General features: G+C 39.3%; 15 protein-coding genes and 1 pseudogene. 5 read left to right on the top strand and 11 right to left on the bottom strand.

Annotation, left to right across the window (positions count from 1 at the left end; translation table 11 throughout):
• Nucleotides 1–260: 260 nt before the first annotated feature.
• The 3 genes and pseudogenes from GX348_05380 to GX348_05370 all read right to left on the bottom strand — a co-directional run bounded on the left by GX348_05380 (nt 261) and on the right by GX348_05370 (nt 6,150).
• Complete coding sequence (locus GX348_05380) at nt 261–3,584, bottom strand: DEAD/DEAH box helicase family protein (GenBank protein ID NLP41621.1); 3,324 nt, start codon at nt 3,582–3,584, stop codon at nt 261–263.
• A gap of 18 nt (nt 3,585–3,602) precedes the next feature.
• Nucleotides 3,603–4,685, bottom strand: a complete 1,083-nt coding sequence (locus GX348_05375) for a restriction endonuclease subunit S (GenBank protein NLP41620.1) — start codon at nt 4,683–4,685, stop codon at nt 3,603–3,605.
• A pseudogene (locus GX348_05370) lies at nt 4,678–6,150 on the bottom strand (SAM-dependent DNA methyltransferase). Before GX348_05370 ends, GX348_05375 begins: the two are co-directional and overlap by 8 nt.
• A gap of 491 nt (nt 6,151–6,641) precedes the next feature.
• Here GX348_05370 and GX348_05365 point away from each other — a divergent pair.
• Nucleotides 6,642–6,893 (top strand): DUF2164 domain-containing protein, encoded by a 252-nt coding sequence (locus tag GX348_05365; protein NLP41619.1) that lies wholly within the window; start codon nt 6,642–6,644, stop codon nt 6,891–6,893.
• A gap of 231 nt (nt 6,894–7,124) precedes the next feature.
• Here the strand turns inward: GX348_05365 and ric are convergent, their stop codons facing one another.
• The 5 genes from ric to GX348_05340 all read right to left on the bottom strand — a co-directional run bounded on the left by ric (nt 7,125) and on the right by GX348_05340 (nt 13,486).
• The gene (gene ric, locus GX348_05360; GenBank protein NLP41618.1) at nt 7,125–7,835 is read right to left on the bottom strand and encodes an iron-sulfur cluster repair di-iron protein; all 711 of its coding nucleotides are present in this window, start codon (nt 7,833–7,835) and stop codon (nt 7,125–7,127) included.
• A 112-nt stretch (nt 7,836–7,947) separates the two neighbouring features.
• Nucleotides 7,948–8,301 (bottom strand): CGGC domain-containing protein, encoded by a 354-nt coding sequence (locus GX348_05355; protein NLP41617.1) that lies wholly within the window; start codon nt 8,299–8,301, stop codon nt 7,948–7,950.
• Nucleotides 8,302–8,392: 91 nt separating this feature from the next.
• A complete protein-coding gene (locus GX348_05350; GenBank protein NLP41616.1) occupies nt 8,393–12,049 on the bottom strand; it encodes a Dynamin family protein in 3,657 nt (1,218 codons plus the stop codon).
• Between the two features lie 247 nt (nt 12,050–12,296).
• Nucleotides 12,297–12,614: a hypothetical protein gene (locus GX348_05345; protein NLP41615.1), complete on the bottom strand. Its 318-nt coding sequence runs from the start codon at nt 12,612–12,614 to the stop codon at nt 12,297–12,299.
• Nucleotides 12,615–12,742: 128 nt separating this feature from the next.
• Nucleotides 12,743–13,486, bottom strand: coding sequence for a transposase (locus GX348_05340; GenBank protein ID NLP41614.1), 744 nt, complete (start codon nt 13,484–13,486; stop codon nt 12,743–12,745).
• Nucleotides 13,487–13,849: 363 nt separating this feature from the next.
• Between GX348_05340 and GX348_05335 the strand changes: the two genes are divergently transcribed.
• Together GX348_05335 and htpG are read left to right on the top strand one after the other, a co-directional pair.
• Complete coding sequence (locus tag GX348_05335) at nt 13,850–14,068, top strand: hypothetical protein (GenBank protein NLP41613.1); 219 nt, start codon at nt 13,850–13,852, stop codon at nt 14,066–14,068.
• 263 nt (nt 14,069–14,331) lie between these two features.
• Entirely contained in the window at nt 14,332–16,290 is a 1,959-nt protein-coding gene (gene htpG, locus GX348_05330; protein ID NLP41612.1) for a molecular chaperone HtpG, read from the top strand.
• A 101-nt stretch (nt 16,291–16,391) separates the two neighbouring features.
• Here the strand turns inward: htpG and GX348_05325 are convergent, their stop codons facing one another.
• Entirely contained in the window at nt 16,392–17,126 is a 735-nt protein-coding gene (locus tag GX348_05325) for an AAA family ATPase (GenBank protein NLP41611.1), read from the bottom strand.
• Nucleotides 17,127–17,317: 191 nt separating this feature from the next.
• On the opposite strand from GX348_05325, the gene GX348_05320 reads away from it, so the two are divergent.
• Both GX348_05320 and cadA read left to right on the top strand, forming a co-directional pair.
• Nucleotides 17,318–17,680, top strand: a complete 363-nt coding sequence (locus GX348_05320) for a winged helix-turn-helix transcriptional regulator (protein NLP41610.1) — start codon at nt 17,318–17,320, stop codon at nt 17,678–17,680.
• Between the two features lie 11 nt (nt 17,681–17,691).
• Complete coding sequence (cadA, locus tag GX348_05315) at nt 17,692–20,121, top strand: cadmium-translocating P-type ATPase (GenBank protein NLP41609.1); 2,430 nt, start codon at nt 17,692–17,694, stop codon at nt 20,119–20,121.
• Between the two features lie 37 nt (nt 20,122–20,158).
• Here cadA and GX348_05310 read toward each other — a convergent pair whose 3' ends face one another.
• The gene (locus GX348_05310) at nt 20,159–20,788 is read right to left on the bottom strand and encodes a cyclase family protein (protein NLP41608.1); all 630 of its coding nucleotides are present in this window, start codon (nt 20,786–20,788) and stop codon (nt 20,159–20,161) included.
• Between the two features lie 12 nt (nt 20,789–20,800).
• Entirely contained in the window at nt 20,801–22,357 is a 1,557-nt protein-coding gene (locus GX348_05305; protein ID NLP41607.1) for a glucose-6-phosphate dehydrogenase, read from the bottom strand.
• Nucleotides 22,358–22,436: the final 79 nt, after the last annotated feature.

Below are 22,436 nucleotides of genomic sequence, written 5' to 3'. Positions count from 1 at the left end.
ATATGCCTATGGGCAAGAGATTAAAAGTAAAATAGTTAATAGTTCAATAATCTGATGATTACTAGCACCTTCTCATTAATTTCATCCCAAGGCTTATTACTCCATCTCCCTTTGGGAGCAATAATCTTTAAACGAAAAGAGATGGCTATTTGCCCATAACTGGACAAATAGCCATCTCCTATTTTTGTAAAAAAATCTGGAAGACGTTTTCATTTTTACTAATAATTTGAATTATCAAAGCAATAAATAATATCTGTCTATTAAACAACCCTCACGGCATTTTCTTTAACTTCTGTCACTAACTCCATAATCCGCTGCTGTTTTGTTTTGTCAAACAACTTTATAAAACTATCAGGCTTATCAAATGGCGGCTTCATAAGCTCGGCCATATTTTCAAAATAGCCGTTTTGTACTATATAGTCTACAATCTTTTTTACAAATACAATTTGTTTTTGATTCAGAGACTGATCATTGATGAATTCTGAAAACACCTTCATAGCGGCTTCGTGTTCAAGCTTGCCGATTTTACGCACCAATAAACCAAACGGTGTATCGCCAAATACCCGCTGATAATCTTCTCTTGTACCAAGTTCGCCCGTCAATACATGCTCTAAGCTTTTATAATCTTCTGAAGTTAACGGAAGATTATTCCGCAGCTTAAAGATAGCCAGGTTATCTTTGTTCATTTCAATATAGCGATTGACTTTATGCTTGTAATCCTCAAAGTCATAGGGAGGATTTAATGGATCGCCTTCTCTGACGGCAATAATGCCGTCAGATAAGTTAGTATAGATTACATTTTTTCCGCCCGTATCAACAATAAACTTAATTAAGTCCCTAAGGGCAATCCGCACGGATTCAAATGATAAAATATCGGGATTATGCCAGAATTCATCACTTTGAATCATATTGATTATTTCTATTTTCTCTTTTACTTGTGGAATACTAATTTTTTTAGCAAGTTTTACCCCCATATGGGTTAATTGTCGTTTACTTTTGTTAAACTGGGGCAAAGCCTCAATCTGGGCAAGCATTAATCCATACATCAGATTATCAAAGCCTTTTGCATATTCGTCTTGTTCTTCCATAAAAACAAGCGGTGCAAGATATTTTATTAAGTTATGTTTATCATTATCGTCCAAACAGATAAAAACATTTTTATCTTTATATTTTTCTACATGCTGTAGTTGAAGTTTGACCGATACAAGTTCAATATTCAGCGCCTTTATTTGTGAAACAACGTTTTCGATTAACTGACTGCGCCAATTCTGGTAGGCATCATCGACAAAAGCAGCATGCTGCAGATGAACGATGAGCCTTATTTTTTTGCTGAAGATTGCCTCAGTAACACTTTCTGCGTCCCGAGATTCTATACCCTGAGGGTTCTGGCGGAAAAACTCAAAGTTACCTAAATAATCGAAGATATAAAAACACTCTTTATCCTGAGCAGGACCAAACAGATTTTTGCACAGTCTAGTACCGCGCCCAATCATCTGCCAGAATTTTGTCTTTGACCGCACTTTTTTAAAGAATACTAGATTAACGATTTCCGGTACATCAATCCCAGTGTCTAGCATATCTACCGAAATTGCTATCTGCGGATATCTGTCAGCAACTTTGAAATCGGCAATTCGATCATGGGCATAAGGTGTTCTGTTATCAATAATCTGAGCAAATTGTCCTTTGTACTGGGGGTACAGTTTATTAAATCGATCCTCTATATACATAGCATGTTTATGATTAGCTGCAAAGATGATTGTTTTTCCCAGCTTATCACCGCCTGCTACCTTTAGTCCTTTATTCATCAAGTGCTCTAGCACATAATCAACTGTCTGCTGATTGAAAATAAATTCGTTTATAGCTGGTGAAGGTATAAAGTCCGGCATTTCGCCATCTTCGTCAGTGAAATCCTCTTCATACCTTGCCTTATCTTCTGGTGAAAGTTCATCATAAGTAATACCTTGTTCGAGAAATTTCGTACGCACTTCGATATTGTGATACGGTACAAGCACCTTATCGGTGTAGACTGCCGTGTCATAGTCATAGGCATATGTTGGCACACCGTTTTCCATTTCAAAGAAATCATATGTGTTGCGGTCAACTTCGGTTTTGGGCGTTGCCGTTAGGCCTACTAAATATCCGTCAAAGTACTCAAAAATAGCCCGATATTTTTTAAAGATGCTACGATGCGCTTCATCTATAATGATCAAATCAAAATGAGCTGGCGTAAAAAGTTTCTTTCCCTCTTCATTTTTCGCCGTGTCAATCGAATTTAGCATAGTCGGATAGGTAGAAAAAACGATTCTGGCATTTTTATCTTCTTTGCCGTTTAGTAAATTACAAAGAGACATATCAGGCAGATAAGTTTTAAAATCATCCTTCGCCTGTTTGACTAGCGCCGTCCGGTCAGCCAAAAACAGAGTATTAGTAATATACCCACCCCGTGACAATACATCGGTAAGGCTTGATGAAGTTCTAGTTTTACCCGTACCTGTTGCCATAACCAACAGTGATTTGCGATGACCTGATTCGATATTTTCGCACACAGCACGAATGGCTTCTTTTTGATAGTAACGGTCAGTAATGCTGTCCTGAATTTTAACTTCAGCTAAATTCTTACGCTGAGAACGGCGGTTCATTAACTTTTCCAGATCTGCCTTAGAAAAGATACCGCTGATCTTTCTTCGAGGTGCGGAACAGTCATCCCATATATAAAATTCAAACCCGTTGGTCATAAACATTATCGGACGTCTGCCGGTCATACGCTCCAAACAATCAGCATACAGCTTAGCTTGGTGGGTACCAATTTTAGGATCTTTTGAAGTGCGTTTAGCTTCGATCACTGCTAGCGGCAAGCCGTCTTTACCGTATAGTACATAGTCAGCATAGCCCTTTCCTTCATGGTTAGGCATACCTGTTACTTCTACTTCTTCTTTAACATCATCACCAAATACCCAGCTAAGCAGCTTTAATTCTACATCAATATAACGCTTGCGAGTTTGGAACTCGGAAATATCCTCAGGGGTAAACGCCCGTTCTTCCTTATGCTGTTCCTTCTGCGCGGTCAGCGCTTCGCTCATCGCAGCAATTTGCGCTAGTAGTTTTTCGATTTCAGAATCCTTCTGCTTAATGATACTATTATCAATAACAGTTTTTCCCTGAGGTATTGCTGTTTCATCAAATTGACGTTCTTGGTAGTCTGCCCCATAACAGTAGTCTATCCATTGTATGAATTCAAACAGTCCGCGTAGTGATAATACGGCATCGTTGTAACTTACTGCCTTCTCGGTGTGTACCGCTAAATTGCCCAATTTGATTATATACGGCAGTTTACCCCAGGTTTTATGATCTAAAGCAAACCGGAAACTAGGCTCATGAATTAGGGCCTGCAAATTGTTTTTATAGGGCATAGAAATGGTATTATCGGCAGAATATACCCACTTCACCGCAAGCTCTAACGCTTTTCTGGCTCCAACTGCCGCCATGGCAGGCGAAGTCGCAAGTACCTGCTCGGCTTCCATAGCCGCAGGCGCAAACAGCTGATATTGGGCTTGACCCTGTAAAAACTTAAAATTTGCAGACATGATCGATCACCTCAAATATTATTCGAAATACTCGTTCATTAAACTGTCAAATAAATATTGGCTTTCGTCTATTGCTTTTTGGACTAGGGCTTTTTGTTCTTCGATTTTTTGTATAATACTATCAAAACGATTTTGGAATTGAAGCGGTGGAATTGGAATTTCTACATCATTGAGCTTTCCTACTGTTAAACCAGGTTGCGCAGCACCTGAAGCCAAATTATTTAGATTTAATTTTTTTAATATGTAAAGTAAATATTTCGTATTAATTGTAATTACTGGGCTTACAACAACTGCGTGTTCAGTTGCATAGAACTTACCTTGAGCAAGTTGTACATTGCCACACAATGCTCCTTGTCGCCCAATTAAGCAGTACTCTCCTTCATGTGAGTATTTCTCCACATAACCCCTAATACCATTACCACCAAAACATGGATATGAATGCTTGGAGCTTAATTCATGTATTTCAGAAGATGAAACAAATTTTCCAGATTTTAAAGTACTAATGGATCCTAACTTTTTCACGTCCCACCTCCCCTTCTCATTCGTCACAGGGTCACCAAACATATCGTAAAAAACTGACTTAATCAGATTATCCAGTTCTGCCAACTGCTTTTTACGAAGTGCTATCAGTTCCGATGCAGTGTCAAGGGTTTGGGCAATTTTCTTTTGTACTTCAAGGGGCGGGAGGGGGATTATCAAATCGTGTAAAATATTCTTGTTAATCGCTTTAAATGTACTACCTGTTCCTTTAAGATTTAATTCATCGACTCTTGCCTTCAGAAAAAAATAAATATACATAAAATTCGTAATTCCGTCCACTTCTGCAATTGCTGCTAAGCCTCGGCCAATGCAACATTTCTCAGTTGCAATATTCACTGCTCCTATTGGTGCTCTAACTGATATTAATACATCATTTTTATTGGCCAACTTTGTGGGCTGCTTACAGTAATAACGGGCATTAGGATACCGTTGCCCAAAATCAGCGTTTCCTTGGTAAAAAGGAATTCCATCCATTGCTTGATTATATGTCGACGAATCTGGAGATTGACCCATATTTATCTTGCAGACATCTCCTAACCTAGCCTTTTCCCACTTACTCACCAATAAGCCCCCTCAGTTCTTCCATCTTGGAGGCTATATCAATACTAAGTTCATCCAGCCGAGTCATAATCACATGGGGCGCATCATATTCAATCTTCTCATATTCAATTTGCTTATATCTATTGATAGAAAGATCAAAGTCATTCTTCTTAATATCGGCTTTATCCACTAGGAAGCTTTGCTCTGTCGGCTTGCGATCTGCCTCCCCAGCAAGGTTACCGAAACGAGCAATAATATCGGGAATATCGCCCTCATTTCCCAAATCTGTACGCTTGTCATCAAGCGAGAATCCGTCTGACTTCATATCATAAAACCATACTTTGTCAGTACCACCTGCGCCTGTTTTGGTAAATACCAATATTGCTGTTGAAACACCAGCATAAGGCTTAAACACTCCTGACGGCATAGAGATAACCGCCCGCAGATGATGGTTTTCTACCAATTCCTTGCGCAGCGCTTTATGGGCCTTCGTAGTGCCAAATAGTACACCATCCGGTACTATGCATGCACACCGTCCGCCTTTTTTGAGCATTCTTAAAAAGAGAGTTACAAACAACAGCTCTGTCTTTTTGGTGTTGCATACAGCCTTTAAATTATCATGAATACTCTCCGCATCCACAGTGCCAGTGAAAGGCGGATTAGCTAATATAACGTCAAACTTCGAATCAATCGCATTATTTTTAGAAACGCTGTCCACATAGTCGATATGAGGCTTGGTAATAGAGTGAAGCATCAGGTTCATAGCCGAAATGCGCAGCATGGTTCGATCAGTATCATAGCCCGAAAACATATCGCCTGCGAAATGTTCCCATTGTTCGGCTGTCATGTCGGCTTCGTACTTTGACCTAATGTATTCTGCCGCTGATACCAGAAAACCAGCCGTACCACAAGCCGGATCAGCAATCGTGTCATCTGGTACGGGTTTTACCAACTTCACCATCATGTCGCGGATATGCTTAGGTGTTCTAAACTGTCCGTTTTGTCCTGCTGTCGCCAACTTGCCCAGCATATACTCATATAAATCGCCCTGCATATCAAGGTCTTTAATGTCATGCTCATATAAATCTTCAAGGCCAGTAACAATCTTCTGCAATACCTGTGGAGTTGGAATTAAAAATATAGCATCTTGCATGTAGCGGGAAAAAGCAGATTTATTCTCGCCGTTCATCGCCTTAATAAACGGAAATACTTTTGACCCGACAATCTCAAAAATTTACCTGGAATCTTTATTTTTGAACTTACTCCAGCGCATCTCTTGCCCTTCTGCATCCTGCGGAAATATTTTTGGCAGTTTTTCGCCGCTGACTGCTTCAAAGGTTTCCGTTTCAAGCTCTTTCTCATCTAGCGAGCGGATAAACATCAAATAAGTAAGCTGTTCAATTACTGTCAGCGGATTGGTGATACCTCCCGCCCATATATCTGTCCATATCTTGTCAACCTTATTGCGTACTTCTCCAGTTAACATCTTTTCAGATCCTTTCGCGATAACTATTATATATAAAGAATACAAAGTATCATGTTGCATCCACAGCAAAAACTATTTTATCTTCAATAAAATAGTTTTATTCGCCAACACGCTGCATCTACCTTTTATTTTCCAGGTAATACGCTGCTAGTCTTGTCTTACCAAACAAAAAAGCCTGCGAAGTAAAAACCTCGCAAGCCATTATTTCTCTGGTGAAGATAAGCGGGATCGAACCGCTGACCTCTTGAATGCCATTTTGGAAACGGCATCGATATGGATGAGGAAAACACGGGGACAGGGACATTGTTTCATGAACTTCCTAGAAATAGAATGATTCAAAAATTCCTTGGAACCATTGTCCTGCAGATTTCATTCGGCCACATTATTAATTGAACATGACCAACCAAATGATAAGCATCCCTTCTTTTACCCGATAAAAAAATCATTACTGTGTTAAAATATCATCAAATCCAATAAATCGAGGTGCCTAAATGGAAACGATTAAACTAAGCCCGGAAAATAAGGAGGATTTAATAAGAAGTATTAAAGAATTCTTTCTTAAAGAAAGAGATGAGGAAATCAGTGACTTTAAAGCTTCCGTCTTTCTGGATTTTATAATAAACGAAGCCGGTATATTCATTTATAATCAAGCCATTAGCGACGCACATCACTTTATGAATGAAAAAGCTGAGGAGCTCTTCTCCTTAGAAAAGAAGCTACTTAAGAGTAAATCTAGAAGATAACCATTTTTAGAATCCCGCTGTTAATAACATTATGCTAAAACTAGGGCTAACGCCATTAATTAATAGGATTGTGGTAAATTGTATACTATTCTTCCTTTGCCTAAAGAGAGCCTGTCGCATTAACTATATAGATTTATCGCTAGTCTTAACAAAAATCGGCGCAAGCATTATGCTTGCGCCGGGATTGCAGTCGGCCAGTTATAGCAGCCTAATTAACACCAGTTTTTCATATTACAACGCTTTTAAACTCGTTCTTAATCTTGGATGTAAAATATTGTTTTCCAAATGGATATGCTGAAATAAATCTGATTCGAGTTCCTCTAGCTTTTTAAAAGTTAATTGATAAGATGCACACACATCGCTGGGTGGAACAAAATTCCCTGTAATGTTTCTTAATTCCTTTAATATCCCGCCAGCGGCCTCATGCTCATCTTCTAAATTTTCTAGGATATTTTTAATTTTAGTCAAATCTTGAATCCTAGAAGTTCTTTCAAATTGCTTTATTACCGGGTAGAACTCAACTTCTTCAACTATGAGGTGCTGTTCAAGCTCAGTCCGAAGCATATTAGCCAGCTTATGAACTCGATAAAGTTCCGGATGCTTGTTCCCATGTACCCGTAAAATTTTCAAGGCTAATTCGCTAATTGAAGGCAAGTTCTCATCGAGATATTTATGATGCGTTTCCACAATATGCTCTACAAGGCTTGTTAGGGATTGCTGTGACCAATCCTTATCAGCCTCATCAAGTGTTTGTTTATACTCAGCATAGTACGCATTTAATTGGTCCAGAATCTCTTTCTCATTTAATTTTGCTTCCGTGAAAGCCTGCTCTAGCGGCCTGTCACCGCCGCAGCAAAAATCAATATTGTACTTTTTAAATATCTCAGCTGCTTTGGGGAATTGTACAACGATGGTCCCAATTTTATCATTTTTAGTAAACATACCTCGCACACCTTCCTCCTTGTTTGTTATGTTTACATTTTAACTAATGTTTAATAATAAAACTGTGACATTCATCACCAAACACCTTTTTATCTTCCTGAGCTATAAGATTTCAGCCGTTTATTGACTTTTCAAGGATAATTGCTTGCCCTGTCTTTCCAATCTCCTCGCCATGCGTATAGCCGACAACCGAAAAGTTCTCTGACAACCGCCGGGCCAATTGCTCATAATTTGAGTCTTTCCCTCTTATGCAAGATGATAAATGTATAACGTCTACTCCCTTTTTCTGCAGTGCAGCGATCTTTTTCTCAATATCCCCGCCGTTATGCGTAAAGGAAACCAATTCCACATCTTCTTGATCTGCATAGCGGGCAAAAGAATCAATCTTCTTAAAAAACGCATTCATACAACCGCTACCAGTACAGCGCATCATTGTTTCCTCACGCACCATAATTACTATCTTCATAATACACCTCTTTTTTATTCGTGATTGCTGACCAAAATGGGACATACGGGACGTTTTATCAAAATGATTAGATTGTTAAGGTGACCTTTTTTCATCTAAGCTCTGTTAGGCTTTGATGAATCTCAATTAACTGTTCGGCTGGAACTCCGCCGTCTAAGGCTGAGAGCAAACTTAAATAAAAGTCATCAGCCTGTTCTGCCATCTGCAAGATTAAATGTTCAAATTCACTCTCCATGAGATTTCCATATAGAGCCTGGACCCGGTTTTGCTCATTCTGTAAATACTCATCTGCTGCTTTGTCAAGCACGCTATAAATCTCATCACTCATTAATTTGTTTTCGCGTTTTTCAAAAAATGCTTTGGGATTTTTAAAATAAGCCATTGCTTTCGAAAACAACCCATACTGAATATCTTTGAAAGCCGCTTCAAATTCAATTTGTGCTTTATCACTAAATTCAAAGAGCGAAAAAGATAAATCCTGATTAATCTCACGAATCATTTCGACAAGTATCGCTTGATACTCTACTGTTATTTTTTCAGCAAAGCGATCCAATCTTACTGTCGCTGCTCTCATTTCCTGGGCAAATTCAAATCCAATCTGGTCGAGTAACTCGTCAAGTGCACTCTGCAATGCTTTTTTCAGATCACGGCCATCATCGCGTAACACACTAGGATTGAATGCTTCTTTGAAGAACTCATTAAAACGGAGAAACACCCGCTGTTTGATATAATAGATTAATTCTTCTGTTTCCTGAGACAAGCGGTTTTTTAAATCTTGGGCTGTCTGCTGCTCAAGATATGCGTGTATGCCCGTTTTCTCGGCCTCAATATTTACCCGCTTTTGCTGTTTAACAGCAGCATCTTCCTTGGTACTTTCAATGAGCTTTGTTACTAAACGGCAAACACGGCTCAGTTCATTCTCCGATGCTGCGACCGCCAGGTTAGCCAAATCATTGGTAATAAAGTGATAAAAATCTTCCTCAAAAGCAGGCATTCCTGAAACGGGAAGAGTTATCTTTTCTTGCTTCTCTTTAAGTGCCTTTAAGCTTGATAATGGATATAAATGGGGATTTCTAACTCCATATTTTATAAGCTGCTCGTGGACATATTCAACAACGATTTCCTTTTCTTCCTCGTTATCAGCCAAATCAATGGCATTTATAATAAAGAACATTTTATCTAGTTGAAATGCATCCTTTACACGTCCCAGCTGAATTAAAAACTCCCGGTCTGCTTTGGAAAATGCATGATTATAGTAAGTTACAAACAAAATCGCATCCGAGTTTTTTATAAAGTCAAACGCTACTCCTGTGTGACGGGCATTAATTGAATCCGCCCCCGGGGTATCGACTAGAGTAATTCCCTTACGGGTCAACGGACAATCATAATAAAGATCAATCCATTCAACAAAGCAGGACTTCTCTTCCATTGCTACGTAATCGCCAAATTCAGTGATCGTGGTTTGGAGTATTGTACCTAGCTGTTCGCATAAAGCAGCATACCCATATGTAAATGCCTGTAAAAAAGCATAATTTGTCTTTTCGGCTGCACCCTGCTGGTCTAAATGTACATTGATTTCTTCTATTATTGACTTTGCATCAGCTAAGCTCTCAGCATGAACATCAAACATTTTTAAGGCACGATTTACATCTTCAAGCATCGCACCTTCTTCTTTAAGCTTAACGAGAACAGTCCCATGCTGATACGACTCATTAATCGGCTTTATTTTGTTTATTGCTGCTGTCGTTGGATTAGGTGAAACAGGTAACACTTTCTCTCCGATTAGCGCATTCGCAAAAGAGGATTTACCGGCGCTGAATGCCCCAAATAAAGCAACGGTGAACCCCTTGTGTTCTAATCTAGCGGCTTTTTCTTCCAGTTCAGCTGCAAGCTTCGCAAAGCCTGGTAAGTGATGAACAAGCTGTGCCGTCTTTTTTAATTTTTTAGCAGTATGTTTCATTCGATCTGATGCTTCAGCAGGTAATGCCCTTTTTTCTTTTAGAATTGGCTTGATCACCGGGAGATTTGGTTTTTTCTGCACATGTTCTACACGCCCGGTTTCCCCATATACCACCTCGAAATCCTCTTCTTCCGGATGAAATAAATGAACACAGTCATCCGCTAACCCTTTTGCCTCGCTAAGCAGCCTTTCGAGCTTCGTTTGCTCAAGACTCTTGGCTGATTCATATTTTTTCACCTGCTCAAGTGCGTTAATATACCGCCTTAAGCTTTCGGATCTCTGGTTTAGTTTTACTTGGAGAGCGGTATTTTGGTCCTGTAAAGCATTCAGTATTTCAATTTCTAGCTCAGCTAAACCGCTTTTAGCCAAACGTTTAATTTCATTTGCCACACCATCAGTGTAATTTATAACTGAATCGTCTGATACGCGCGCCCCCGGTTTTACCGCAGCTGCTAATAAGTCGCTTGAAAAACCAACAGTAAAGCTCTGGATTTTGGCAAGCAGTTCTTTATTTTCAATCCGCTTTTCCTTTAAAAACCGCAATAGAAAATCACGAAGATGCCACTCTAACTGTGATTTTGTTTTTTCGAGTATACCCTGGTAAAAAAGATTCAATCTCGTTTCTCTTTCAGCAAGGGTTTTTTGTTTGGTAAACAGCCAGCCAACCTTAAACCCGCTCTGACATGATTCAAGGTAGGCTTCCGCGAGCGCCCTGGTTTGAAATGGCATTAAATAGGCGTTTGTCATGATTTTATTGACTTCAGAATCAAATTCACTTTCAGCCTTTTCGAGCCTTTCGCCTAAAGAGTTTTTTTCTTCCATCAGCCTGCTGTAGTTATCCGCTAACTCCTCCTGATCCTTAGCCGATAGTTCATTTAGGATATCCTTGAACGGCTGAAGCTCTTGTTCATTCTTTTTGTTTGTTAAATCCACATGGTCTTTGATAATTTTCTGCAGGGAATGAAAAATAGATTGAAGGAGTAAGTTATCTTTCTCCTTTAACCGCTCTGCTAAAAACGCCTGCAGCACAGGAAATTGATTATATTCATGGTCATCCTGTTTTAAAGAGGTATAAAAAATATCAGCTGGCTTTACTCCCCACGATAAGAACGATTGAACCACGCTTGTTTTAAACTCCGCAAAGGAAAGTTCCTGATTGGAATGCTTGTCCACTTGGTTAATAACAAGATAAACCTCTTTGCCAGCCTCTGTTAACTCTTTAGTAAACATAAAATTCAATTCGGATTGGACATGATTATAGTCCATTACATAGAAAATCAAATCAGCAAGATGAATGGCGGACTCAGTAGCAATACGATGCGCATCATCCGCTGAATCAATACCGGGAGTATCCATAATAACAGTGTGACTTGGCAATTGGGAATTAGAATGACTAATTTCAATAGCCTGGATTTGATCCCCGTCCTTGCAATAGTTTTTTACCATTTTATAATCATACGGAGCAAGATATAAACGAGGTTTTTCATTTTTAAAAAATACCTTGGCATACTCTTCGCCCGCTTTGACTTTTACAAGATTGGCACTGGTTGGAATCGGGCTTGACGGTAATAAATTTTCTCCTATCAAACGATTAATTATCGTTGATTTTCCTGCTGAAAAATGCCCACAAAAGGCAATAGCGAATTCCTCATTGACTAATTTACCTGCTAACTGCTTAACTTTCTCAGCGTTCCCTTTATCATTATGTTCGACTAAATATTCATAAGCAGCCACAAGCTTTCCTTTTAATGATCTAATTGCTGCCTGACGATTTGCAGTTTGGCTCATAAATAAATTCCCCTTATAGCAAACGTTGTAATACGTTCTATTCTATACGATAATTCGCAGTTTGTAACCCACCATTTCCGTCAGCACCAATAACTCCCAAGAGACACGGGGACGGTGGTACTGTCTCACTAAAATTGTATCACGGAAAATAGCGTATTTTTTATTGTGCAAAAAAAAATCCCCAATTCCTGCAATTGCAAAAATTGAGGTCACATCGAAACAATGTCCGCTTGCCAGGATATTCAATTCAGTTACCTCTAAATTTCTTTTTTGCCCAAGAATCCAACTTTTGAACGTGCTTTCGACCTATGGTTAGTCCGTAGATAATCAGCAGCACAATTACGCTCGTAAACAAATCAATTTCTTTTGTTGCAACAAAATTTACTACACCCAAGAGCACTTGGGGAATAACACCAGTGAGCACCAGTATCACCGATGCTACTTTAAACCAAAACTGCGAATGCATTTTGTATCTTGCATAAAGCATTAAGAATGTTGCAGACCAAGCAAGAATTTCTAAGATAAATAAAATAGCCCATTTGTTTTCCATGATTAGGTTGTACATGCAATTCACTCCCAAAATTGCCATCATAGAAAAATAGACACAGTGACGACGATTTTGTCTTCTAAAAATCAAAATCAGACAAGGACACTACCACGCCCCCATGAGGACAAGGGGACGGTGGTAGTGTCTTACTTTAGTTTTTCAATAATTCCCTTTCTAATTCCTGTTACTCTAGCAATTTGCCGAATTGATAAACCTTTTTCTCGCAGTTGCCTTATATATAAATTTCGCTTACCTATGTCCGTCATTACTAGTTCGCTGCTATCTAGCCCACAAATCTCTTTAATCATCAGTACAGCTTCAGCATCTGTTACTCTAAAATTATCCTCAGCAATATCTAAGACATCCGCATTCCTTTCGTCGTTATGCAAATCTATAAATTGTTGTCTGGTTATCATTCCTAACACAAATTGAACATTGACCAGATTATTAGATTGCGTATATTCATTATAACTGCTCCATTGATACTCAGCCGCCGTTTTACTTAGGCCAGCTTTGACTGGATTATTGTGAATATAAGTTAATACCGTTAGTAAATAGCTATCATCATTGACCGGCTCACTCTTGAACCTATCCTGAAATAAATGACCTATCCTTTTATATTTCTGATTAAAATAATATACGTACCTAGATCCTATTCGCTTGAATATTTGGCCTAAACTTTCTTTACCCTCCTTGATTAAAAGATGAATATGATTACCTAAGAAACAATATGCGTAAAGATCATATCCGCATATATCTTTACATTGGCGCAAAACTTCTTTTAATTTTTGATTGTCTTCCTCATCCACTAAAATAAGTTGCTTATCTATCCCTCGAATCATTATGTGGTATATATCAGTATTACTTTTTACCCGTGCAGTTCTTGGCATCTCGCTCACCCCTCCTAAATCTTACCATTTGAGATTACTTTTATCAAGACACTACCACCGTCCCCTTGTCTTGGACATATAAAAAAATTGCCGACATTATTTAAAGCTAGTATAAAATAAAAGAGGATGTGCCGCCTATTCTCTATAATATTTATATATTTATAGTTACAGCTACTTTACCTAGTCGCTAACGCTACCTGTTTTCGATATTTACTGGGCACAATATGAATCTGCCCCTATGACAGAAAAAAAGCCCAAGGATCTAAGAGTTCTTCGAACAGCTAGGTTGTGCTTTTAGCGGTTAGTAATTATTGCTGATTATTAATTTTAAAATCTATAATCAACAATTAAGTGAGGTGCCAAATGAAATCAAAAAAGAAGCAAAAGAATCCAACTCCTACTACTGCTCCCAAGGCTAATATCGTGAAAATTTTAGATGTGTTTTTTATTTTTATGGGAGTATTTTATATTGCATTCCACTCTCAAATGGAAACCTCTTCCTTAACTGACCTAGGTGTGGGAGCGTGCTTAGTAGCGATAGCTATTAAGCATTGGCTAATTTACAAAAAAAATAAGTCTTAAAGCGGAACTTATAAGTATCCAAGACACTACCACCGTCCCCTTGTCCCCTTGTCCCCTATATGAGGATTGGCTGAGAAACAGTATTTTTACGAGTTTTTTTGAGCTTTTTAAAGATTTTTTATTAATAATAGCCGGATACTGTAACAAACCATTTGTATCCGGCAACAATTCATATTGATAGATAACCTAATTCTGATTATTATAAAATTAGCACTCACTATAAAGGAGTGCTAATAAAAGTTTCGGGAATTTATGGAGGAGCTATGACAGAGACCATTAAAGAAACACGTGAGTTTCAGACAGAAACTAAACAATTGCTTGACCTAATGATTCACTCTATTTATACGAGTCGGGAAATATTTTTAAGAGAGTTAATTTCTAATGCATCTGACGCAATTGACAAAATCCGCTTTGAATCCCTGACAGATCAAAGTCTTCTTGAAGGCAATACAAACTTTGAAATTATTCTGCTGCCGGATGAGGCTTCCAAAACCCTTACCATTTCAGATAACGGAATGGGTATGACTTACGACGAGGTAATTGAAAATTTAGGGACAATTGCAAAATCAGGGACTAAAGCCTTCTTAGAAAAACTGAAAGATACCGGAGCTGGTTCTGCCAACGACCTTATCGGTCAGTTTGGTGTCGGCTTCTATTCTGCCTTCATGGTCGCTAAGAAAGTAACTGTAATCACCCGAGCCCCAGGTCAAGCGAAGGGAGTACGCTGGGAATCCTCGGGCGATGGTACATATACAATCGAGGCGTGCAATAAAGAGTCGAGGGGAACAACTATTATCCTCTCCCTAACTGAGGAACATTGCTCTTCTGAGCAACCGGCCGAAAACTTCCTGGATCGCTATACATTGCAAAAACTCGTGAAAAAATATTCGGATTATATACGTTATCCAATAAAAATGAGCTTTATTAAAGAAGAAAAACCTCGTGATGCTGAAGGCCAAGTTATCGAAAATGCCCCTTCCACCCAGACCACCGAGGTTAGGACCTTAAACTCAATGACACCTCTGTGGACAAAGAATAAAAATGAAATTACCAAAGAAGAATATCACCAACTCTATAAGAATCTTTTTCATAGCTGGGATGATCCGTTAGAAGTTATCCATTCCAAAGTTGAAGGCGTAGTTGAGTATACCACTCTGCTCTTTATCCCGTCACACGCTCCGTTTGATTTTTATAATCGTGAGTCTACAACCGGAATCCAGCTTTATTCTAGAAACGTCTTCATAATGGACAACTATAAGGATCTCATACCAGATTACCTAAGTTTCGTGCGAGGCTTGGTAGATTCACCGGACTTCTCACTTAATATCTCCCGCGAGTTATTACAGCACAGCAGTCAGTTGAAAAAAGTAGGTAAAAATCTAGAAAAAAGCATTTTGAAATCACTTGAAAGCATGCTGACAAAGGAACGCTCTAAATACGAGACCTTCTGGAAAGAATACGGAAGGGCTATAAAGAGCGGTGTCTATTCTGATTTCCAGAATCGCGAAAAACTACAGGAGCTGCTACTGTTCCCTTCCTCCCAAGCTAATGATCAGCTAACCACTATTGCCGAATATGTATCAAGAATGCACGAAGGCCAAAACTATATCTACTACGCAGCGGGTAAGGACCGTTCATCAGTTGAACGACTGCCGCAAATGGAGTTACTCAAAGAGAAGGGAATAGAAGTTCTGTATCTTTTGGACCGAGTGGACGAGTTTGCCATCGATGCCCTGCATGAATATAAAGGTAAGAGATTCCAATCGATTAGTAAAGGCGATTTAAAATTAGACGGCATAAACGACGCAGATGCCGATCAGGAAACTGATAAATTAGCTAAAGAAAACGAGTCGCTTTTAAAGGCTATCAAGGAGCAACTAGATGGTAAAGTTGCTGATGTAAAAATCAGCAATCGTCTTAAATCAAGTCCTGTTTGCCTAGTCAGCGGCGAGAATAGCATCAGTCTTTCAATGGAGCAAATATTATCTGAAATAGATAAAACGCCTTATAAGGCTCAAAGAATTTTAGAATTAAATCCCCATCATAAGATTTTTACGGTCTTACAAAAGCACTATCAGAAAGATCCTTCTTCCGAAGCTTTTAAAGACTATTGTGAACTTTTACACGGTCAGGCTTTATTACTGGAGGGACTTATTCCGGAAGATCCGGTTAATTTCGCTGAGAAAATAGCTGTCCTCATGGCTCACTCCAGCGACAAATAGTAGTACGCCAAAATAGAATATCAATCAGCATGAAAAAGGCCAGGAAACCCGAAATATTCAAGGATTTCTTGGCTTTTTATTTTTATTTACTATTAAAACATTTAATCATTCAGCAGTATTTTCAGCATCTTTTTGCGGTTATTAATGAATTCTTTCATTACAATGTAGTGATCTGTCTTTTCATATTCAACAACATCGATACTGTCATTCGATATTTGCAAAATCTTCGCGTTGGGATATCCAAGTAAAATAGGCGAATGAGTAGCAATTATGAATTGAGATTTCTGCTGTACTAAATCATGTATTCTAGCAATCATTGCAATTTGCCGCATGGGAGATAAAGCTGCTTCGGGCTCGTCAAGAATATAAAGTCCCTTGCCTTTAAATCTATTCATGAAAGCTGCAAAAAACGCTTCTCCGTGTGACTGCTCGTGCAATGACCTTTCGCTATATGCATCACCGACTCTTAGCTCATCTATCTCTGTTGCAAGATTATAAAAGCTCTCTGCCCGTAAGAAAAAGCCATCTTTGGGCTTTTTAACCCCGCGAATTAATCGAATGTATTCATGTAATTCAGAATGAGAGTTGCGCGTAGAGAATGTAAAATTTTTGGTGCCGCCTTCAGGATTGAACCCCCACGCAATTGCAATTGCTTCAAGAAGAGTTGATTTACCCGTACCGTTTTCGCCTAGGATAAATGTAACTCTTGAATCAAAGTCCAAATAATCTAAGTTGCGAATAACAGGTATCGAAAAAGGATGCTGGTTGAAATAACCTATTTCATCTCGCAATAATTTTATAGAACACAAATAATGCTGCCTATCTAAAAATTCCATAGCTAACTCCTACCAGATTGATTCTATTATAGTACTCATTTTAGCATAAAGACCAGCTTAGAATCTCATATTGCTAGAACCATGCGACGCCGGTGTTTTTTCCGGCCTTTAATAGCTTGACTCTAAAAACAATCGGATTTATAATATCATTATCACATATGAACAATTGTTCATATGGTAGAGGTGAGAGAGTGAAAAAGTTAGAATGTGACTTATGTGAACAGGCTTGTGAGCATCCGCAAAACATCTGCTTAGCGCGAGCAGAATTAATTGATGATACCACTGCCCAGCGAGCGGCTGAGACCTTTAAGATTCTAGGAGACCCTACGCGAGTAAAAATATTGCAAATCCTCTCAAAACGAGAACTATGCGTTTGTGATATAGCAGCTGTTCTTGAAATGGGGCAATCAGCTATCTCGCATCAGCTTAGAATTCTCAGAAGCGCACGCCTTGTAAAATATCGAAGAGAAGGAAAAATGGCTTGGTATTCTATTGACGATGACCATATTGCCAATCTCCTTTATCAAGGGTTACAACATATCGATCATGAGTGAGGAGGTTTAGCATGGATGAAGCGAATGGCTATACTTGTTCCTGCTGCTGTGGTATTTTGGAGAATCAGAAATTAAGCGAGGAACTGGCCGCTGCTGACGCTAATTTTATTAGCGAAACGCTAACTGTAAAAAATTTAGATTGTGCTGACTGCGCGGCAAAGGTAGAGAAAGCAATTCGCCGTTTAGATGGCATTGCGGACGCTCAGCTTAGTTTTCCAACAGGTAAAATGAAAGTAGTTTATGATGGTACTAGGCAGACTACAGCTAGTATTGAAAAAGTTGTTGCCAACTTAGGTTACCCGGTAGAAGTCATAAACGCTAGCCACGACTTCCCGGGATTCTGCAAATCAGTTTTTATCATTACAGGCCTTGACTGCGGAGACTGTGCCGCAAAACTTGAGAAGAAAATAAATGGTATAGCTGGCGTCAAAACGGCAACTGTCAACTTTGGCGCAGGTAAGCTAACCGTTGAGCATACAAATTCCGCTAGCGACCTTCTAAAAGCAATTCAAGAAGCAGGTTATCAGGGCGAGCTAGAAGGTAAAAAGCAATCGATAACCGAAGCTGCCAAAGGTTGGTGGCACAACGCTCGGCTGCTAGCAACTGTCATAGCTGGTACCTTGCTAGCTGCTGTTAGCATATCCGATTTGCTAGGCTTAGATGAAAACATTCTACTCCCTATATATATTCTTACCTTGGTAATCGGCGGCTATCATACAGCCCGAAGCGGGTTTTATTCCCTAAAGAGTCTTACATTTGATATGAATTTTCTCATGAGTATTGCGGTTCTCGGAGCTGCTGCTATAGGACAATGGAATGAAGCCGCTACTGTAGTTTTTTTGTTTTCTTTAGGCAACACACTGCAGGCCTATACAATGGATAAAACTCGCCAATCTATCAAATCCTTAATGGAATTAGCGCCTCCTGAGGCAATAGTTCGCCGAAATGGCCTAGAAGAACTTCTTCCTATCGAAGAAATAAGAGTAGGCGATGTAATTATTGTTAAGCCCGGCGAAAAAATTCCAATGGATGGCGACGTTATTAATGGAGTATCCAGTGTCAATCAAGCTACTATTACAGGTGAGTCAATGCCTGTTGAAAAACATCCGGGAGATATCGTTTACGCCGGCACAGTAAATGAACATGGGAGCCTGGAAATCTCTGTGACTAAGCTATCTCAAGATTCAACGCTTTCAAAAATAATGTACTTAGTCGAGGAAGCCCAAGCCAAGAAAGCTCCTTCACAACAATTTGTTGACAGATTTGCCAAATACTATACCCCCGCTGTTATGATATTGGCGTTAGGCATTTCTATAGTTCCTTGGCTGTTCTTTGGTCAAGCTTTTGATGTTTGGTTTTATCGAGCATTAGTTTTATTAGTTATTTCATGCCCCTGCGCCCTGGTAATATCAACCCCTGTTTCGATCGTATCGGCAATTGGTAATGCCTCACGTCATGGGGTGTTGATTAAGGGCGGTGCATACCTTGAAAAAATGGAATCTATACGGGCCGTAGCGCTCGATAAAACAGGCACACTTACAAAAGGACACCCAACCGTCACCGATATTATCGCTTACAATAATCTTGCACAAAGTGAAATACTGGCGATTGCAGCTGCTATTGAGCGATATTCCGAACACCCTGTAGCTCAAGCGATTGTTCGAAAAGTTGATAACTTGCCCACTCCACCCGTTAAGAATTTCAAAGCTCTAGTCGGCAAAGGCGTCCAAGCTGATGTTTATAATCAAACTATCTATCTCGGAAATCTACGCCTGTTTGAAGATATTGGCCATCAAGTTAATATTATTGAACCGCTGTTAAACGATCTCGAATCTCAAAGTAAAACTGTAGTCCTGTTAGGCACCGGTGAAAATTTATATGGTATAATTGCCGTAGCAGACGTCCTGCGGGAGAATAGCTCCGACGCCGTGCAAACGCTAAGAGACGCCGGTATACAATTTATATCTATGCTAACAGGCGATAATAATCGCGTTGCCAAAGCTATTTCTGAAAAGCTAAAGCTTGACTCTTTCTACAGTGAACTTCTGCCAGAGGATAAGGTAAGAACAGTAAAAAAGATTGGCGAGCACTATGGAAATGTACTCATGGTAGGTGATGGCGTAAATGATGCTCCTGCCCTTGCTGCTGCTGACATTGGAGTAGCCATGGGGGTGGCAGGGTCGGATACAGCTTTGGAAACTGCTGACATTGCGCTAATGGCTGATGATCTAAGCAAGCTAAGTTACGTTATTCAGCTTGGCCGTAAGACCGTTAATATTATCAAACAGAACATCTGGTTTTCGATCATTATTAAAGCAGTCTTTCTCATACTGACTATATTTGGTATTTCAAATCTATGGATGGCGGTGTTTGCTGATACGGGTGCGGCAATATTAGTAACACTAAACGGAATGAGATTAGTTCGAGAGCTAAAATATTAGTGCAAGAAGGAGTAGGGTCGTCTCTACTCCTTCTTTGTTATATTTTCAAATTCTTTATAAGGAGAGCTCTCACCGGTGCCGCCTCGGCTCCAAGTACTCGAAGCGGAGCTGCAGCTAACAAATATTCATCCTCGGCAATTTCCCGCAGCCAAAGCCCTTCCAGAATGATTATGCCTGCACCTAGCAGTGCTTTGTGCGTGTCATGCTTCGGCTGGTTTCGCTCAATACCTAAAGCATCAATACCAACCCCTATAATTTTTTTATTGCTAAGATACTCTGCCCCTGAGTAATCAAGATAAACAAACTCACCTTCTAAAATGTCAAGATATGAGTTTCTCGTCTTTAAGAGGATAAAATCTCCTTCCTGTATGTCTTTTGCCATCAAGTGCTCTTGTGATATCTTTTCTTCAACATGCGTAAAATCAAAAACTTTGCATCGCGTAACAACTTTATGCAGGTCGAGCTTATCAATCGTCCCGCCCTGCGGAAAGATATGCAGCGGCGCGTCAATATGAGTTCCTGTATGCATATTCATTTCCAGTTTTGTTTCATAGACACTTCCTGATCCAAAATCACTTACGACTGTAATAACAGGCCTTTTCAATACCCTGCCCTTATAAACAGGCATATCGTTATAAATGCTCATAGAAATATCGTATACTTCCATTCTTTGACCCCCTTAGATATTCCACCATTGTCTGCCGTCCCGCGCTAACAGTTCAAACGCCTTTACCGGTCCCATCGTTCCTGCCTCATAATTGGGAAAATTAAGCCTTTTCTGCTCCCTGTATTCAATAATCCTATCAGCAAATTTCCATGAAGCTTCTACCTCATCCCATCTAGAAAAAAGAGTAGCATCTCCGCGTAATATATCGAAAAGCAGTCGTTCGTACGCTTCGGGCGTGTTTCCAGCTGTATGATTTGTATAACCTGTATCCATTTTGGCCGCCATTATATTGTCATGTGTACGAAAATCTTTAGTATTAAATTGAAAAAAAACGCCGACGGTAGGTTGTATCCTTATGACTAATAGGTTTGGCTCCTGAATATACCGTTGTTTAAAATAAAGAATCTTTGGCAGTGATTTGAATTGAACGACAATTTCCGCTGATTTTTCGCCCAACCTTTTTCCTGTCCGAATATAAAATGGAGTTCCTGCCCATCTGAAATTGTTAATGTGAAGTTTTAAGGCTACAAAAGTTTCGGTGTCGGAATTTTGCGGTACCTTCTCCTCATCTCTATAAGCAGGAACAAGTGTACCATCGATAATGCCTTTTCCGTACTGACCAAATACAACATTATCCCTAAGAAGTTCAGGCGTTAGTTCTTCTATAGCTTGAATAACCTTTAACTTTTCAGTCCTAATAGAGTTGGTTTTAAGATCGACGGGTGGTTCCATGGCAACCAACGATAGAATCTGGACGATATGATTCTGAACCATGTCTCGCAGTGCGCCTGAATTTTCATAATATCCGCCCCTGGTTCCGACTCCGTCTTTCTCATTTAATGAAATTTGAATATTGTCGATAAATTTATTGCTCCATAATGACTCAAAAACAGAATTACAGAATCTTAAAACCATGATATTTTGTATCATTTCCTTACCAAGATAATGATCTATCCTGTAGATGCTATCTTCAGCAAAAGCATCTACCAACTTATTGTTTAGTCGTTGGGCCGTAACTAAGTCCTTGCCAAACGGCTTTTCAATAATTAACCTATTCCAAGCCCCTTTGTTGTCAGCCAAATAACTTTTGTGAATACCGTGTACAATCGTTTCAAAATGCTCGGGCGCAACAGCAAGGTAGAAAACCCTGTTTCCTCCAATATGAGCCTTTTCATCTAATTCTTCTAAAAAACTTCTTAGCCTTAAATATCCTGCCTGATCCGTAAAATCAAACTGTATATAATAGATTAAACTCTGTAATCTTATCCAGTAGCTCTCTTCTATTCCGCTTCTGGAGAACTTTTTTAGAGAGTCAAGTACTTCACTTCTATATTGCTCCTGCGTTTTTTCCTTTCTCCCTACTGCTACTACCGCGAAGTTCTCCGGCAGCAATTTATCCTTAACTAGGTTATATAGTGCCGGCATCAGCTTTCTATGCGTTAAATCTCCTGTCCCGCCAAAAATAACCATAATTGCAGATAGATCGTTGTTTGTATTTTCTTCATTTTTTATAATCAAAACACTTCCTCCTTTATTCAAAAGGCTTAGTGATAATAATATTGAGCTCATTTTAAAAGGGAATCAGCGCTGCGAGTCTGATTCCCTTTTATATATTCTGTATCAATGAAGATTGTTACTTTCCAGCAAG

The organism is Veillonellaceae bacterium, assembly GCA_012523975.1.
Classification (GTDB): domain Bacteria; phylum Bacillota; class Negativicutes; order JAAYSF01; family JAAYSF01; genus JAAYSF01.
The sequence above is the reverse complement of the archived record's forward strand: the minus strand, read 5'-3'. Positions and strand labels throughout refer to the sequence as shown.